Source organism: Massilia sp. TWP1-3-3 (assembly GCF_049897805.1).
In the GTDB taxonomy this organism is placed as follows: Bacteria; Pseudomonadota; Gammaproteobacteria; order Burkholderiales; family Burkholderiaceae_D; genus Telluria_A.
Window position 1 is genome coordinate 17629 of the sequence record NZ_JAFCWX010000012.1, and the last position, 14320, is coordinate 31948.

Annotated in this window: 17 protein-coding genes; 7 read left to right on the forward strand and 10 right to left on the reverse strand. The window is 61.8% G+C overall.

The window, feature by feature from the left end:
• Window positions 1–712 precede the first annotated feature (712 nt).
• The gene (locus ACP7D4_RS13965) at window positions 713–1393 is read right to left on the reverse strand and encodes a hypothetical protein (RefSeq protein WP_426209631.1); all 681 of its coding nucleotides are present in this window, start codon (window positions 1391–1393) and stop codon (window positions 713–715) included.
• 62 nt (window positions 1394–1455) lie between these two features.
• Window positions 1456–1584: a hypothetical protein gene (locus ACP7D4_RS13970; RefSeq protein ID WP_426104257.1), complete on the reverse strand. Its 129-nt coding sequence runs from the start codon at window positions 1582–1584 to the stop codon at window positions 1456–1458.
• A gap of 107 nt (window positions 1585–1691) precedes the next feature.
• Here ACP7D4_RS13970 and ACP7D4_RS13975 point away from each other — a divergent pair, with 107 nt between their 5' ends.
• The gene (locus ACP7D4_RS13975; protein WP_426104258.1) at window positions 1692–2225 is read left to right on the forward strand and encodes a YggT family protein; all 534 of its coding nucleotides are present in this window, start codon (window positions 1692–1694) and stop codon (window positions 2223–2225) included.
• A 17-nt stretch (window positions 2226–2242) separates the two neighbouring features.
• Window positions 2243–2518 (forward strand): DUF167 domain-containing protein, encoded by a 276-nt coding sequence (locus tag ACP7D4_RS13980; protein ID WP_426209633.1) that lies wholly within the window; start codon window positions 2243–2245, stop codon window positions 2516–2518.
• Window positions 2519–2571: 53 nt separating this feature from the next.
• Here the strand turns inward: ACP7D4_RS13980 and ACP7D4_RS13985 are convergent, their stop codons facing one another.
• From ACP7D4_RS13985 to ACP7D4_RS14020, 8 genes are all read right to left on the reverse strand, one after another.
• On the reverse strand, window positions 2572–3510 hold the full coding sequence (locus ACP7D4_RS13985; RefSeq protein WP_426209634.1) for a carbohydrate kinase family protein: 939 nt from the start codon (window positions 3508–3510) through the stop codon (window positions 2572–2574).
• Between the two features lie 9 nt (window positions 3511–3519).
• Window positions 3520–4749, reverse strand: a complete 1230-nt coding sequence (locus tag ACP7D4_RS13990; RefSeq protein WP_426209636.1) for a DUF3426 domain-containing protein — start codon at window positions 4747–4749, stop codon at window positions 3520–3522.
• Between the two features lie 4 nt (window positions 4750–4753).
• Window positions 4754–5701 (reverse strand): 50S ribosomal protein L11 methyltransferase, encoded by a 948-nt coding sequence (gene prmA / locus ACP7D4_RS13995; protein WP_426209638.1) that lies wholly within the window; start codon window positions 5699–5701, stop codon window positions 4754–4756.
• Window positions 5698–7098, reverse strand: a complete 1401-nt coding sequence (gene accC, locus ACP7D4_RS14000; protein WP_426104265.1) for an acetyl-CoA carboxylase biotin carboxylase subunit — start codon at window positions 7096–7098, stop codon at window positions 5698–5700. The genes prmA and accC overlap by 4 nt, the downstream gene beginning before the upstream one ends.
• Window positions 7099–7107: 9 nt before the next feature.
• Entirely contained in the window at window positions 7108–7566 is a 459-nt protein-coding gene (accB, locus tag ACP7D4_RS14005; RefSeq protein WP_426104266.1) for an acetyl-CoA carboxylase biotin carboxyl carrier protein, read from the reverse strand.
• Between the two features lie 89 nt (window positions 7567–7655).
• Window positions 7656–8093 (reverse strand): type II 3-dehydroquinate dehydratase, encoded by a 438-nt coding sequence (gene aroQ, locus ACP7D4_RS14010; protein ID WP_426104268.1) that lies wholly within the window; start codon window positions 8091–8093, stop codon window positions 7656–7658.
• A 129-nt stretch (window positions 8094–8222) separates the two neighbouring features.
• Window positions 8223–8795, reverse strand: a complete 573-nt coding sequence (locus ACP7D4_RS14015) for a TlpA family protein disulfide reductase (protein WP_426104269.1) — start codon at window positions 8793–8795, stop codon at window positions 8223–8225.
• Window positions 8792–9433 (reverse strand): hypothetical protein, encoded by a 642-nt coding sequence (locus ACP7D4_RS14020; RefSeq protein WP_426209640.1) that lies wholly within the window; start codon window positions 9431–9433, stop codon window positions 8792–8794. Before ACP7D4_RS14020 ends, ACP7D4_RS14015 begins: the two co-directional genes overlap by 4 nt.
• Before the next feature lie 10 nt (window positions 9434–9443).
• Between ACP7D4_RS14020 and ACP7D4_RS14025 the strand changes: the two genes are divergently transcribed.
• The 5 genes from ACP7D4_RS14025 to ACP7D4_RS14045 are packed head-to-tail and all read left to right on the forward strand — an operon-like array spanning window position 9444 to window position 14183.
• Window positions 9444–9578 carry a hypothetical protein gene (locus tag ACP7D4_RS14025; protein WP_426209642.1) on the forward strand — a complete coding sequence of 45 codons (135 nt, stop codon included), beginning with the start codon at window positions 9444–9446 and terminating at the stop codon, window positions 9576–9578.
• A 35-nt stretch (window positions 9579–9613) separates the two neighbouring features.
• On the forward strand, window positions 9614–10990 hold the full coding sequence (gene mpl / locus ACP7D4_RS14030) for a UDP-N-acetylmuramate:L-alanyl-gamma-D-glutamyl-meso-diaminopimelate ligase (RefSeq protein WP_426209644.1): 1377 nt from the start codon (window positions 9614–9616) through the stop codon (window positions 10988–10990).
• Window positions 10987–11568 (forward strand): YqiA/YcfP family alpha/beta fold hydrolase, encoded by a 582-nt coding sequence (locus tag ACP7D4_RS14035; RefSeq protein ID WP_426104276.1) that lies wholly within the window; start codon window positions 10987–10989, stop codon window positions 11566–11568. Before mpl ends, ACP7D4_RS14035 begins: the two co-directional genes overlap by 4 nt.
• On the forward strand, window positions 11565–12155 hold the full coding sequence (locus tag ACP7D4_RS14040; protein WP_426104277.1) for a chorismate--pyruvate lyase family protein: 591 nt from the start codon (window positions 11565–11567) through the stop codon (window positions 12153–12155). The genes ACP7D4_RS14035 and ACP7D4_RS14040 overlap by 4 nt, the downstream gene beginning before the upstream one ends.
• 3 nt (window positions 12156–12158) lie before the next feature.
• On the forward strand, window positions 12159–14183 hold the full coding sequence (locus tag ACP7D4_RS14045; RefSeq protein ID WP_426209646.1) for a ribonuclease catalytic domain-containing protein: 2025 nt from the start codon (window positions 12159–12161) through the stop codon (window positions 14181–14183).
• The last annotated feature ends 137 nt before the right edge of the window (window positions 14184–14320 follow it).

Consider the following 14320-nt stretch of genomic DNA (forward strand, 5'->3'; position numbering starts at 1 on the left):
TGCATGCGCGGCGCGGCGCGGCTCTGCGTTTTTTTGCGTGGCCGGGTTGGCCGCGCGGCGGCGTGCAATGAGCGCAAAGCCTTCGCAAAATAACGGCGCGCAACGGCGGCCGTGATGCGACAAAAAATGCGCGTCATCGTTTTCAAAAACGCGTCGTCAACGCTACATTGACGCGCCGATTGGCGCGCGCAAAATGCATCTTGAAGAAGACCCTATGTGCGTTGGGCGCGTTCGCCGCAAAAAAAAGTAAATGAATCGTCGCGCGCCTGTTGCGCACTGACAAGGTTTTCGTGTACTTTACGTGATTGAATTTGTCAAAACGTGAACGCGCATTTTGAAGGCGCGAACTGAGACAGAAAACCGATGAAAAATAGGACGCTGATTCAACCAGATATGCATTTAACTTCTACGAAAAAAACAAGCCGCACTGCCTGATCCTGTTCAGGCATGGCGGCTTTTTCTTTTCGGGTTTGAAGCGGGTCGGGATGGGAGCAGCGCACTGGAAGACCGTATTCGTCGTTCCGTTTTCAGGAATGACTGTAGCTGAAGCGCTGCAAAAGTGAGGAGTTGCAGCAGTTCAGCTGGCGCCGAATTCATTAGCATAAACAAGGATCACGTTTGTGCCGATGAATAATTCGCCTGGCCTAGTTACGGGCCGGACGGGTTTAAATCTTGTAGCGTGATTTTTTTCTCATCTCAGATGAAGGAGAACTTAAATGGCAACAGCCGCTAAGAAACCAGCAGCAAAAAAGCCAGCCGCGAAAGCAGCTGCCGACAAACCAGCAAAGAAGGTAGCCGCTAAACCAGCAGCGAAGCCAGCAGCGAAAGCGGCAGCCAAGCCAGCCGCCAAAGCCGCAGCGAAGCCAGCAGCCAAGAAGGCGGCAGCGAAGCCAGCAGCGAAGCCAGCAGCGAAGAAGGCAGCAGCGAAGCCGGCAGCGAAGAAGGCAGCAGCCAAGCCAGCAGCAAAGAAAGCCGCAGCCAAGCCAGCAGCCAAGGCAGCCAAGCCAGTAGCCAAAGCAGCCAAGCCAGTAGCCAAAAAAGCGGCAGCAAAGCCAGTCGCTAAAAAAGCAGCAGCGAAGCCAGCAGCCAAAAAAGCAGCAGCCAAGCCAGCAGCGAAAAAAGCAGCGGCCAAGCCAGCAGCCAAGCCAGCAGCCAAAAAGGCCGTAGCAAAGCCAGCAGCAAAGCCAGCAGCAAAGGCAGCAGCCAAGCCAGCGGCGAAGAAACCAGCAGTAACTAAAGCAGTAACTAAAGCAGTAACTAAAGCAGTAACTAAAGCAGCAGCAAAGCCAGCAGCGAAAGCAGCAGCAAAGCCAGCAGCAAAAAAGGTGGCGGCTAAGCCAGCAGCAAAAAAGCCGCTTAAGGCTGCACAGCCAGCAGCCAAGCCGGCCGTCAAGCCGGTAGCAGCGCCTGTAGCAGTCAAGCCAGCAGTGCCAGTCGTGAAGAAAGCGGCTGCGCCTAAAAAGCCGGCGGCGCCAAAAGCGGTAGCTCCAGCACCGAAGCCAGCAGCAGCTCCTGCACCAGCAGCAGCGGCCGCGCCAGCTCCGGCACCGGCAGCGAAAACTGTGTTGGCTCCAGCAGCAGCATGGCCTTTCCCGACCAGCAGCCGTCCGTAATTGGCAGCTTGTGCCTGGTTAAGGCAAAATACCGCTGTGTGACGCTTGTCACGCAGCGGTTTTTTTTAAGGAGTCCTCGTGCTCAGTATTATTCAGTTGATTGTCGATGCGATTGCCACCATCCTGGGCGGGGCCTTGCTGCTGCGCTTCTGGATGCAGGCAATCCGCGTGCGTCCGCCGCCGTCGGTGTCGCAATTCACCTTCACCCTTACCGACTGGGTCGTGCGCCCCTTGCGCCGCATCGTGCCAGGGATGGGCGGTTACGACTGGGCCAGTCTGATTGCGGCATTCCTGATCGTGGCGCTGGCAACCTCGATTTTCCTGCTGGTGCCCGGAGCCACGGGACCGGACGTGGCCAAGCTGGCCCTGTACCGCTTCCTCACGTGGATCCTGTACGGCTTCATGGCCATGATGATCGTCGAGGCGGTGTTTAGCTGGATTAACCCGCACGCGCCGCTGGCGCCCTTCGTGCGCGCCCTGAACGAGCCGTTGCTGCGCCATCTGCGCCGCGTGGTGCCGCTGCTCGGCGGGCTGGACCTGTCGATGCTGGTGGCGCTGATCCTGATCCAGATTGCCCAGATTTTGCTGCGCATGCTGTTCGGCTATCAGTGACGCGGGCGTGGTGTTCGGTGTTGCGCGGCGGGGTCCGGCTGGCGGTGCAGATCACGCCAAATGCCAGCAGAACAGAAGTGATCGGCGTGCTGGGCGAGGCGCTCAAGCTCAAGCTGCAGGCGCAACCGATCGAAGGCAAGGCCAATGAAGCGCTGGTCAAGTACCTGGCCAAGGCGCTGGATGTACCCAGGAGCGCGATCACGATCACGCACGGGCTGACCGCCAAGAAGAAGCTGCTTGAGATTATTTCGGCGACGTTGACGCCCGATGAAGTAGAAAAGCGGCTGGTGTAACGCTGTATCCGTGCAGCGGCGCGCACACTGCGGGGTGTGCGCAGCCTGCTTGATTAGTAGCGGTACCCGAACTCCACCTCGAAGCGGTCGGCAATCTGCTCGGCCGTTACCACATGGTTCTGCCCGCCCTGATGCGCGATCTTGATCGCACCCATCAGGCTGGCCAGCTTGCCCGTGGTTGGCCAGCCGTAGCCGTTGACGATGCCAAACAGCAGTCCTGCACGGTAAGCGTCGCCGCAGCCGGTCGGGTCGACGATCTGCTCGGCCTGCACGCAAGGGATTGCGTGGCGCTCGCCCTTGACGTAAATTTCCGACCCCTTTTCGCCGCGCGTGATGATCAGCGCCTCCAGACGCTCTGCAATATCGGGCAGTGTCAGGCCGGTGCGGCTCATCAGCATTTCGAATTCGTAATCGTTGGCCGTGACGTAGCTGGCTTCGTTGATGAAGGCGATCAGCTCGTCGCCGCTAAACATCGGCAACTGCTGGCCCGGGTCGAACATGAACGGCACGTTTTGCTCGGCGCAATCTTTGGCGTGCTTGATCATGCCGTCGCGCCCGTCCGGGGCGATGATGGCGATCCGCAGCGCGCCCTGTTCACTGACATTGTTTTCATGCGAAAACTGCATCGCACCAGGGTGGAAGGCATTGATCTGGTTGTTGTCCAGGTCGGCCGTGACGAAGCATTGGGCCGTGTAGCTATGCGCAATTTTGCGGATGCCGCGGGTGGAAATGCCCATCGTCTCGAATCGCTCGAGGTACTCGCCGCCATCCTGGCCGATGGTGGCCATAATCAGGGGCTCGCCGCCCAGCATCTTGAGGTTGTAGGCAATGTTGGCCGAGCAGCCGCCGTATTCGGTGCGCAGAGTGGGCACCAGGAACGAGACGTTCACCTTGTGCAGCTGGTCGGCCAGCAGGGTTTCGCCAAAGCGACCGTTGTATTGCATGATTTTGTCGAACGCGAGCGAGCCGCAGATCAAGGTGGTCTTGGTCATGATAAAGCCTTAAGGATAAAAAACTGCAATATGGAAGCCTGAAGCTTTCAGCTGTTTGAGCTCAAAGACGATCTTGACCTGCTGCTCGCTGCGCCCGGCAAAGCCCTTGGCCGGTGCCACGCTGGCCGGCAGGAACTGGGCCGGCGTGAACACGCGCCGCACCAGCGCCTTGTCGGCAGCGTCGGTCAGTTCGAGCTCGAGGTAAGGCCAGGCTTGCGTGAGCGTGCCTTCATTGCGCAGCAGCGTGGTCAGCTGGAATTTGTTGGCGCCGAGCGATTGCAGCTCGCCCGTGTCGAGCACCATCGTTTCAATCTGGGCGGGAAGTTCGATCTTGCAGCGCAGCAGCTTGCAGCTGGCGGCCAAGGCCGGCGTCAGTGCCGGGTAGCGCGCCGCCAGCACGTTGCGGAAAATGGATACGCCCTGGGCGAGCAGGACCAGCATCAGCACGACCGAGCCGGCGCCCATGGTCAGTCGGCGCCGGCGCGCGGCCTGTTCCTTTTCGCGGTGCAGACGGACGAATTCGGGCTCGTCGGCCTCCAATTCGGGGTGCACCTTGCGCGGCTCGGGCGCGGGCAGTTCGCTGACCGGTCCTTCGTCAGGGGCGATGACCGATGGGCGCACCAGCGGCAGCGGGCCAAAATAGAGGTCGTGTTCGGCTGCCGGCTTTTCCAGTTCGTCCGGGCAGGGCCAGTCCTCCGGTTCGTCGCTTGAGAGCTCGCCATCGTCGGCGACCGATAATTCGAGGGAAGGAGCGGGCGCGGCATTGTCCCCGTGGCCGTCATCATCGCGCTCATCTTCGAGCTCGGCTTCAAGGCTGGTTTCAGAGACGGGATCGGAAACTGGCTCCGATAAATCGAAATCAAGCACATAGCCGGGCGGCAGCTTGATGGGCGTGGCGGCCTCGACGGCGGCGATTTGCTCGTCGAAGGCGGCGCTGGCGCTCGGCGCTTCGGGTTCCGGTTTCGGTTCGGCCGGTTCGGGCTCGGCCTCGAACGCAAAAATCGTCTCGGGCGCCATATCGTCTTCCGGCCCGGGCGAGGCAATTTCCGGGTCCGGAATACTGTCGGGGATGGCGGCAATACCCTTGGGAGGCGGCGCGTCGAGGTCGACCAGCGAGGCATTGCCGTCAAAAATCTCGCGGCAGGTGCCACAGCGTACTATGCCCCCACGTAACTTCAACTGGTCGGCAGCGACCCGGAAAGTCGTTTTGCAGTGGGGGCAGACTGTGGCGAGCGCCATGCCTTTACTGACCGCGCGCGGGAGGGACGGTGTCGCTGCCGAGCTGGCCGTGCAACGCAACCCAGCCATCCTGCTCCGCCCACACGCCAAGCTTGATATACGGCGCGTACGCTTCGGCCACTTCTTCAGCCTGACGCGCCAGCACGCCGGACAGGATCAGCGATCCGTTCGGGGCCACGCGTCCCGCCAGCATCGGCGCCATCACCTTGAGCGGGCTCGACAGGATGTTGGCGACCACGATGTCAAAGCGTCCGCTTGCATGCTGGGCCTTGGCCGAGACGGCAAAGTCATTGGGCAGGTAAAAGTCGATCTCGCACTGGTTACGCGCGGCATTGTCGTTGGCCGACTCGATCGCCTGCGGATCGATATCGACGCCGGCAACGTCGCCCGCGCCCATTTTTTTGGCGACCATGGCCAGGATGCCGGAGCCGCAACCGTAGTCGAGCACGGTTTTTCCGGGGGCGGGATGCGCCTCCAGCCATTCCATGCACAAGCGCGTGGTCGGGTGGCTGCCGGTGCCAAAGGCCAGGCCCGGGTCGAGTTCCAGGATGATGGCACTCGGGTCGGGTGCTTCGTGCCAGCTCGGCACGACCCAGATATTCTTGCCAATGTGGATAGGGGCGAACTGCGATTGCGTCAGGCGCACCCAGTCCTGGTCGGACACGTCGCGCACCGTAAAGGCGGGCGCCGCCGCCAGCCCGATGGCCGCCGCAGCCTCGGCCACGATGGCGGCCTGGTCGGCGTCGACGTCGGTCAGCGCGACCACGCGGCTGTGTTCCCACGCCGCCTCTTTGGGCTCCATGCCAGGTTCGCCGAACAGCGGCTTTTCCTGGTCGGTGCCTTCGTCGGCGTCTTCCACGGACACCGACAACGCGCCGGCTTCCATCAAGGCGTCGGACAATGCCTCGGCGTGCCCTTGCGCAATTTCAATGACGACTTCCGTCCAGCTCATGCCTGTGCCTTGCTTTCCGACTTGTTGGCGAGGGCGCCCACTTTCGGCAAGTCCGGCTTGTCGGCCAGTTTTTGCTCAAGATAGTGGATGTTGGTGCCGCCTTCGATGAAGCGCGCATCGATCATCAGTTCGCGATGCAGCGGGATATTCGTCAGGATACCCTCAACCACCATTTCCGACAGCGCAATTTGCATGCGGCGAATCGCCTGGTCGCGCGTGGCGCCGTAAGCGATGACTTTGCCGATCATCGAATCGTAGTGGGGCGGCACGTAATAACCGGCGTAAGCGTGCGAGTCGACCCGAATGCCGGGGCCGCCCGGCGCGTGCCAGGAAACGATGCGACCAGGCGAAGGGGTGAACTTGAACGGGTCTTCGGCATTGATGCGGCACTCGACGGCGTGGCCCGAGAGCATGATGTCGCGCTGGCGGAAACGCAGTTTTTCGCCGCAGGCAATGCGGATCTGTTCCTGGACGATGTCAATGCCGGTGATCATTTCCGTCACCGGGTGCTCGACCTGCACGCGCGTGTTCATTTCGATGAAATAAAACTCGTTGTTCTCGTACAGGAATTCGAAAGTACCGGCGCCGCGGTAGCCGATCTTGCGGCACGCTTCAGCGCAGCGGTCGCCGATTTTTTCAATCAGCTTGCGCGGAATGCCCGGCGCCGGCGCTTCTTCGATCACTTTCTGGTGGCGGCGCTGCATCGAGCAGTCGCGCTCGCCCAGCCAGACGGCGTTCTTGTGTTCGTCGGCGAGGATCTGGATTTCGATGTGGCGCGGATTTTCCAGGTACTTTTCCATATACACTTCTGGATTGCCGAACGCCGTGCCCGCTTCAGTCTTGGTCATCGCGACCGCGTTGAGCAAGGCCGCTTCGGTATGCACCACGCGCATGCCGCGTCCGCCGCCGCCGCCGGCCGCCTTGATGATGACCGGATAGCCGACCTTGCGCGCGGTGGTGATGATTTCCTTTGGGTCGTCCGGCAACGCGCCTTCGGAGCCGGGCACGCACGGTACGCCCGCGCGGATCATCGCCTGCTTGGCCGAGACCTTGTCGCCCATCAGGCGGATCGATTCGGAGCGCGGGCCGATGAACACGAAGCCGGATTTTTCTACCCGTTCGGCAAAGTCGGCGTTCTCGGACAAAAAGCCGTAGCCGGGGTGGATCGCTTCGGCGTCGGTCACTTCGGCCGCGCTGATAATGGCGGGCATGTTCAGGTAGGACAGGGCGGACGACGCCGGGCCAATGCAAACCGACTCGTCGGCCAGCTTGACGTACTTGGCGTCCTTGTCCGCTTCGGAGTGGACAACCACCGTCTTGATACCCATTTCGCGGCAGGCGCGCTGGATGCGTAGCGCGATCTCGCCACGATTGGCAATAAGGATTTTCTCAAACATGGTCGTCGATCAGCCAATCACAAACAGTGGCTGGCCGAACTCGACCGGCTGGCCGTTTTCGACCAGGATCTTGGTCACAACGCCGGAAACGTCGGAGTCGATTTCGTTGAGCAGCTTCATCGCTTCAATGATGCACAAGGTTTCGCCTTCCTTGATATTGGATCCAACATCGACGAACGCCGGGGAACCAGGCGAGGACGAACGGTAGAAGGTACCGACCATCGGCGACTTGACGATATGGCCGGTAGGCTCGGCGACGACGGCGACGGGCGCTGCGGCAGGGGCGGGGGCGTGCGACGGTGCGTAGTGCTGCTGCATGCCTTGCGGCTGCATCATCACCATCTGGTTTTGCGGCATGGCGGACGACTTGACGATGCGTACTTTGCTTTCGCCTTCAGTCACTTCAAGTTCAGCGATATCGGACTCGGCGACCAGGTCGATCAGCGTCTTGAGTTTTCGTAAATCCATGTGAAACCCCTTGGAATTATTTTGATTTTAAGAGTATGCGGCCAGCGGATAAAAGCGTAACCGCGCAAATGCTTGAAGATGCCAGGAGATTAACGCTTTTTCAAAGCGAAGTCTATGGCAAAACGATATCCTTCGGTACCCAGTCCACAGATGGTGCCTTGGGCAATTTCCGACAGAAAGGAGTGGTGGCGAAACGCTTCGCGTTGGTAGATGTTCGAAATATGGACTTCGACGAACGGGATCGCGACGCCGGCAAGGGCGTCGCGCAAGGCGACGCTGGTATGGGTCAGTCCGCCCGGATTGATGACAATCGCGTCCACGCCCTCGGTCCTGGCGGCGTGAATACGGTCGATCAGGGCGCCTTCGTGGTTGCTTTGAAAACACAATAGCGTCGCGCCCGCCGCCTCAGCCTGGGCTGCCGCAGCTTGTTCGATGTCGGCCAGGGTGTGCGTGCCGTACACCGCAGGCTCGCGCGTTCCCAGCAAATTCAGGTTGGGACCGTTAAGCAGCAGGAGCTTTTTTGCCATTGTTGGGATCGATCGTCGCGAAAGTCACGCATTTTGCCGCCAACGGTTCCCATTGGCAAGCGAAAAAAACCGAACGCCGGGTCGGTTTTCAAAGGGTGGAGTCTACTCTATTTAGTGCATCTGGCGCCGTCAAGACTTCAGCCTGGCCAGGTCGGCCTTCAATTCGTCGAACTTGAGCTTGCCAAGATAGGTCTTGAGGACCTTGCCGTCGGCGCCGATCAGCACCGTGTAGGGCAGGCCGCCATTGCTGTTGCCGAACTGGCGCGAGAGGTCCGTGCCGCTCATGCCGGCCACATACAAGGGATAGGAAATTTTCAACTTCCCGGCAAATTCGGCGATGTTGGCAGGCGAATCGATGCCGATGCCGATCACGTTGATGCCTTGGGCGGCACTGGCCAGGGCCAGCTGGTCAAGTTCGGGCATTTCCTGCACGCAGGGTGCGCACCACGGCGCCCAAAAATTGACCACCAGCGGCTTGCCTTTCCATTGGCCCAGAGATTGGCTGGCGCCGCTGGCATCGTTCATGGACTGGGCGAACAGGGCGCCGACCGGGGTCGTCGCCGCGGCCGCTGCAACGGCAGTTGGCGCCGGCGCGGGCGAGCGCGCCGGGGCGGCAGCTTCGTGGTGCAGGGCCAGGTAGGCGCCGAGGCCGGCGAAGACCAGCGCGACGATACTATAGACAAGGACGTTATTTCGGGTCATGCGGATTCCTGGGTTGGTGCTGCTGGTGGTGAAACTTGCTGCATGAGGGCGCGCAGTGCGGCCGCATCGGCGCGCGCCGGCTTGCCGTCGGCGCGCGGCTTGAGGGCGCCGCGCAGGTCGTTCAGTTCGTACAATTCGGCGTGCACGCCCTCCTTGTGCCACAAAAAGCTGACGGTTTCGACCGGCTCGAAGCGCGCACCCTTGAAATGCGGCGTTTCCGTCAAGTCAAAATCGACCTTTTTATCGAGCAGGAAAATCTGCACTTCCTTGGCACTGTCGGCAAACAATTGCAAGGCGATGTCGTCGTGTTCGCCGGCGCTGCCCGTCAATACGGGGCCGGTGACATACGGTTTGAATTCGGCCAGCGCATCCATGACTTGCAGCGCGATAGTGCGCAGGCGCAGCAAGCGCGCCGGTTGCGTGTCGAGCTGGAACAGCGCCTGGTAGCGCAGTACTTCTTCCTCGATTTCGGTATTGTCGGGCAGCACGCCGGACGTGGCCTGCATGTCGCCCAGCACTTGCGTGGCAGCCTTGCGCTTGGCAGTCGCGTAGTCGGCGCCGTCCTGGGCGACCATGCGCGCCGCGGCGACGGCGATCTGTGCCCGCATCTGGGCGAGCTCGTCTGTCGGGTTCAGCATGGAGGTGGTCATGGTCATGGGCAAGGGCAAGGGCAAGGGCAAGGGCAAGGGCAAGGGCAAGGGCGTGGTCATTCAGGGCGGCGTCAGCTTGAACATCATGCGTGAGATATTACCTTGGAATGGAAAAACGCATGGGGTCGGGTAAAATCGCGTATTCATTCTTTCGGTCAGCGTTTACACATGCATATTCATATACTCGGCATCTGCGGCACCTTCATGGGTGGCCTGGCGGTACTGGCCAAGGAAGCGGGCCACAAAGTGACTGGCTGCGACGCCAACGTCTACCCACCGATGAGCACCCAGCTCGAAGCCCAGGGCATCGAACTGATCCAGGGTTTTAGCGCCGACCAGGCCAAGCTGAACCCGGACTTGTATGTTATCGGTAACGTGGTCTCGCGCGGCAATCCGTTGATCGAGGAAATTCTCAACCGCAGCTTGCCATATATGTCTGGCCCCCAATGGATTGGCGAACATATCCTGCGCGACAAGTGGGTACTGGCCGTGGCCGGCACCCACGGCAAGACCACCACCTCGGCCATGCTGGCGTGGATACTGGAAGACGCAGGCTATGCGCCGGGTTTCCTGATCGGCGGCGTGCCGATGAACTTTGGCATATCGGCGCGCCTGCAGGGCGACGCGCCGTCCGATTTTTTCGTCATCGAGGCTGACGAATACGACACCGCGTTTTTCGACAAGCGCAGCAAGTTTGTCCATTACCACGCCAAGACGGCCGTCATGAACAACCTCGAATACGACCATGCCGACATCTTCCCCGACATCGGCGCCATCGAAACCCAGTTTCACCACCTGGTGCGCACCGTGCCCGGCATCGGGCGCCTGATCGTCAATGGCGACGAAGCGTCGCTCGGGCGCGTCATGAAGCGCGGCCTGTGGAGCGAGGCCGAAACCTTTGGCGCCAGCGCCGGCGTGAACTGGACCATGACGGAACACCAGGGCGGCAGGTTTGACGTCGAATTTGCCGGCGCGGCAGTCGCCACCGTCAACTGGGACCTCACCGGCAAGCATAACCGCATGAACGCGCTGGCGGCGATTGCGGCGGCGCGCCACGTGGGCGTGCCGGTGGCCCAGGCCTGCGAATCGCTGGCGCGTTTTGAATCCGTCAAGCGCCGCATGGAAGTGCGCGGCGTGGTGGGTGGCATCACCGTCTACGACGACTTTGCGCACCACCCGACGGCCATTGCCACCACCGTGGGCGGCCTGCGCCAAAAGCTCGGCAGCGGCGAAGGCACTGGGCGTATCCTGGCGGTGCTCGAGCCGCGCTCGAACACCATGAAGCTGGGCGCGATGAAAGATGCGCTGCCCGGCAGCCTGCGCGACGCCGACCTGGTGTTCGGCTTTGGCAGCCAGCAGGCGCTTGGCTGGAGCCTGGCCGACGCGCTAAAACCGCTGGGCGCCATCGCCCACAGTTTTGACCAGATCGACTTTCTGGTGCAGGCCATTCTGGATGCGGCGCGCCCCGGCGACCATATCCTGGTCATGAGCAATGGCGGCTTTGGCGGCATCCACCAGAAACTGCTCGAAGCGCTGGCCATATGATCCTTTATTTGCACGGCTTTCGTTCTTCGCCCAAGTCGATGAAGGCGCGGGTGGTGGGCGTGCGCATGCTGGAAATGGGGCTGGACGCCGAACTGCGCTGCCCGCAGCTGCCCGCGTCCCCCAAGGCGGCCATCGCACTGGCCTTGAAGCTGGTCGAAGGGGTGCAGGCCGACCAGCTCTCGATCATCGGCTCGTCGCTGGGCGGCTATTACGCGACCTGGCTGGCCGAGCAGCTGGGCTGCCGCGCGGTGCTGCTCAACCCCGCGGTCGATCCGCTCGCAAGCCTGGACGGCCATGCGCTGGTCACCACGCAGTACCACTCCGACGAACCGTTCGAATTCAAGGCCGAATATTTTGACGAGCTGCGCGCGCTCAAGGTCGAACGCATCACGCAGCCTGAACGCTACTACCTGCTGGCCGCGAGCGGCGACGAAGTGCTCGACTACCGCACCATGCTGGCCCATTACGAGGGCGCGCGCAGGCACGTGATCGACGGGAGCGACCACGCCATTTCCGAGTTTTCCGCCTATGTCGACGAGGTGCTGGCATTCTGCCTGCCGATGGGCCCCACCCTGTGAGCGTGGCCACGCTGCGCCAGGCCCGCTGGCATGGTCACGTTAACGCCGTCAATGCGCCGGGGGCGATGCGCGCCTGGCTGACGGCCGGCGGTTCGCTGACCGCGCGCCTCACCGCGCACAGCACTGCTTTCCGGGTCCAGCGGCTGCACCAGCGCACCGCGCGCTGCCTGTTCGACGAGGCGCGCGCGATCGGCATGCAGCGCCCCGGGCGGGTATGGGAGCGCGAAGTGCTGCTGCGCTGCGACGGCGCGCCGGTGGTGTTCGCGCATACGGTGGTGCCGATGTCGGCCACCGCCGCCGACTGGCCATTGTTTAACGCGCTGGGCGAACGCTCCCTTGGCAGCACCTTGTTTTATGACCCGCGCGTGGTCCGGGGCGAACTGGAATTTGCCCGCATCCGCGCCGGCCACCCGCTGATGCAGCGCGCCCGCGCGGCGCTGGGCGTAACTGAAGACACGATTTTTTTTGCGCGGCGCTGCCTGTATCGCCGCCATCGAGGAACGCTGCTGGTGACCGAGGTATTTTTGCCCGCGGTCCTGGAACTGGCAGCGTGCACACCGACCAAACAAAGTAACAACACAAAGTAAATAATGAATCTATTTTTCGAAGAATCCGGCGACTTCAAGGTCGGCACCGTGCTGTCGCAAGCTGGCGAGGCGTATCAGGTTGAAATGCCAAGTGGCAAGCGCACCAAGGTCAAGGTCAAGGACGTGCTGGTCCAGTATGAAAAGCCGCCCGCCCAGGAATTGCTGGACGCGGCCAAGGCAATCGCCGCCGACGTGGACTTCGAGTTCCTGTGGGAAGTGGCGGGCCAGGAAGAGTTCGGCTTTGCCGAGCTGGGCGCCGAATACTTCGGTCATGCGCCGCAACCGTTCGAGGCAGCCGGGCTGATCCTGGCGCTGCACGGCGCACCGATCTACTTTTACAAAAAAGGACGCGGGCGCTACAAGGCCGCGCCGGAAGCGTCGCTGCGCGCGGCGCAGGCCGGCATTGAAAAGAAACGGCAGCAGGGGCTGATCCAGGATGCTTATGTCGAGATGCTAAAAAACAACCAGATGCCCGACGCGATGACGCCGCTGGTGCACCAGTTGCTGTTTAAACCGGACAAGAACAGTCTCGAATACAAGGCGCTGGACGCGGCCTGCAACGAACTGCACACCAGCGCGCCGCGCCTGATGCTGGCCACCGGCGCCATTGCTTCAGCTAAAGAGTTGCACATGGCGCGCTTTTTGTTCGACAATTTCCCGCGCGGCGCCGGTTTCCCCAGCGTGCCCGTACCCGCCACGCCGGGCGGCTTGCCGCTGGCCGACGTGGCCGCGTTCTCGATCGACGACGTTACCACCACCGAAATCGACGATGCCTTCTCGGTCGTCACGCTGCCCGACGGCATGATCCGGGTCGGCATCCACATTGCCGCGCCCGGTCTTGGCATCAAACCGGACGACGCGGTCGACAAGATGGCGCGCAGCCGCATGTCCACCGTCTACATGCCGGGCGACAAGATCACCATGTTGCCGGATGAAGTCGTGAATGCCTTTACGCTAGCCGAGGGCAAGACGTGCCCGGCGCTGTGCCTGTATGCCACGCTCGACCCGGCCGACTGGAGCGTGAAGTCGACCGTCACGCGCGCTGAAATGGTGCCGATCAAGAGCAATTTGCGCCATAACGACCTGGACGAGCTGGTTAATGAAGAGACGCTGGCCAGCGGCGAAGGCGAGTATCCGCACAAGGCCGAGCTGGCCGTGCTGTGGCAATGGGCCTTGCAGCTGGAAGCGGGGCGCATGAAAAAGCGCGAGCAATTTGGCTTGAAGCCTGAGCAAAACAATCGCGTCGACTTCAATTTTTATGTGGATGACGACGTGGTCTCGGTGGTGCGGCGCAAGCGCGGCGCCCCGCTCGACAAGATCGTCGCCGAGCTGATGATTTTTGCCAACAGCACCTGGGGCAAGCTGATGCACGACAGCGGCGTGCCGGGCATTTACCGCTCGCAAGGTCAAGGCGTGGGTGGCTGGGCGGCCAAGATGCAGGTGCGCATGGTGACCCATGCCGCGCCGCACCAGGGTTTGGGCGTGGACCAGTACGCGTGGAGTACCTCGCCCTTGCGCCGCTACACGGACCTGGTGAACCAGTGGCAGATTTTGGCCTGCGCCGGGCATGGCGTGACCGCGCCGCTGGTGGCCCCGTTCAAGCCGCGCGACGCGAACCTGTTTGCGATCGTGTCGGCGTTCGACGCGGCGTATGGCGCCTACAACGACCATCAGCAAAACATGGAGCGCTACTGGTGCCTGCGCTGGCTGGGGCAGCAAGATGAGCGGAAGGTGGAGGCGGTGGTGTTGAAAGATGAAGTGCTGCGTTTGGCCGACATTCCACTGATCGTCCGGCTGCCGGGCATGCCGCCGGTGGCGCGCGGGGCGCAGGTCAAGCTCGATATCTTGCGCTGGGACGAGGTGGACTTGACGATCGAGGCGCGCTTGCTGGAAGTGGCCGCCGCGGCGGCCGACGCCGATCTGGAATACGAGGAAGAAGACAGCGGGCAGGCAGCGGCCGAGGAAGCGGTCGAGGCCGAGGGTGTGGTGGCGGTGGTTGCGCCCCAGCCGGAGGCCGAAGCGCCGTAGGTCGCAGGCGACGCTTGGCGGAATGCACTTCGTTTTTCCGCCCTACGGACGACGCATGGCGCAATGCGCTGCCGCTTTTCCGCCCTAACGGTTACGTTTGCCTCGGACCGTAGGGCGGAAAAGCGCCAGCGCATTGC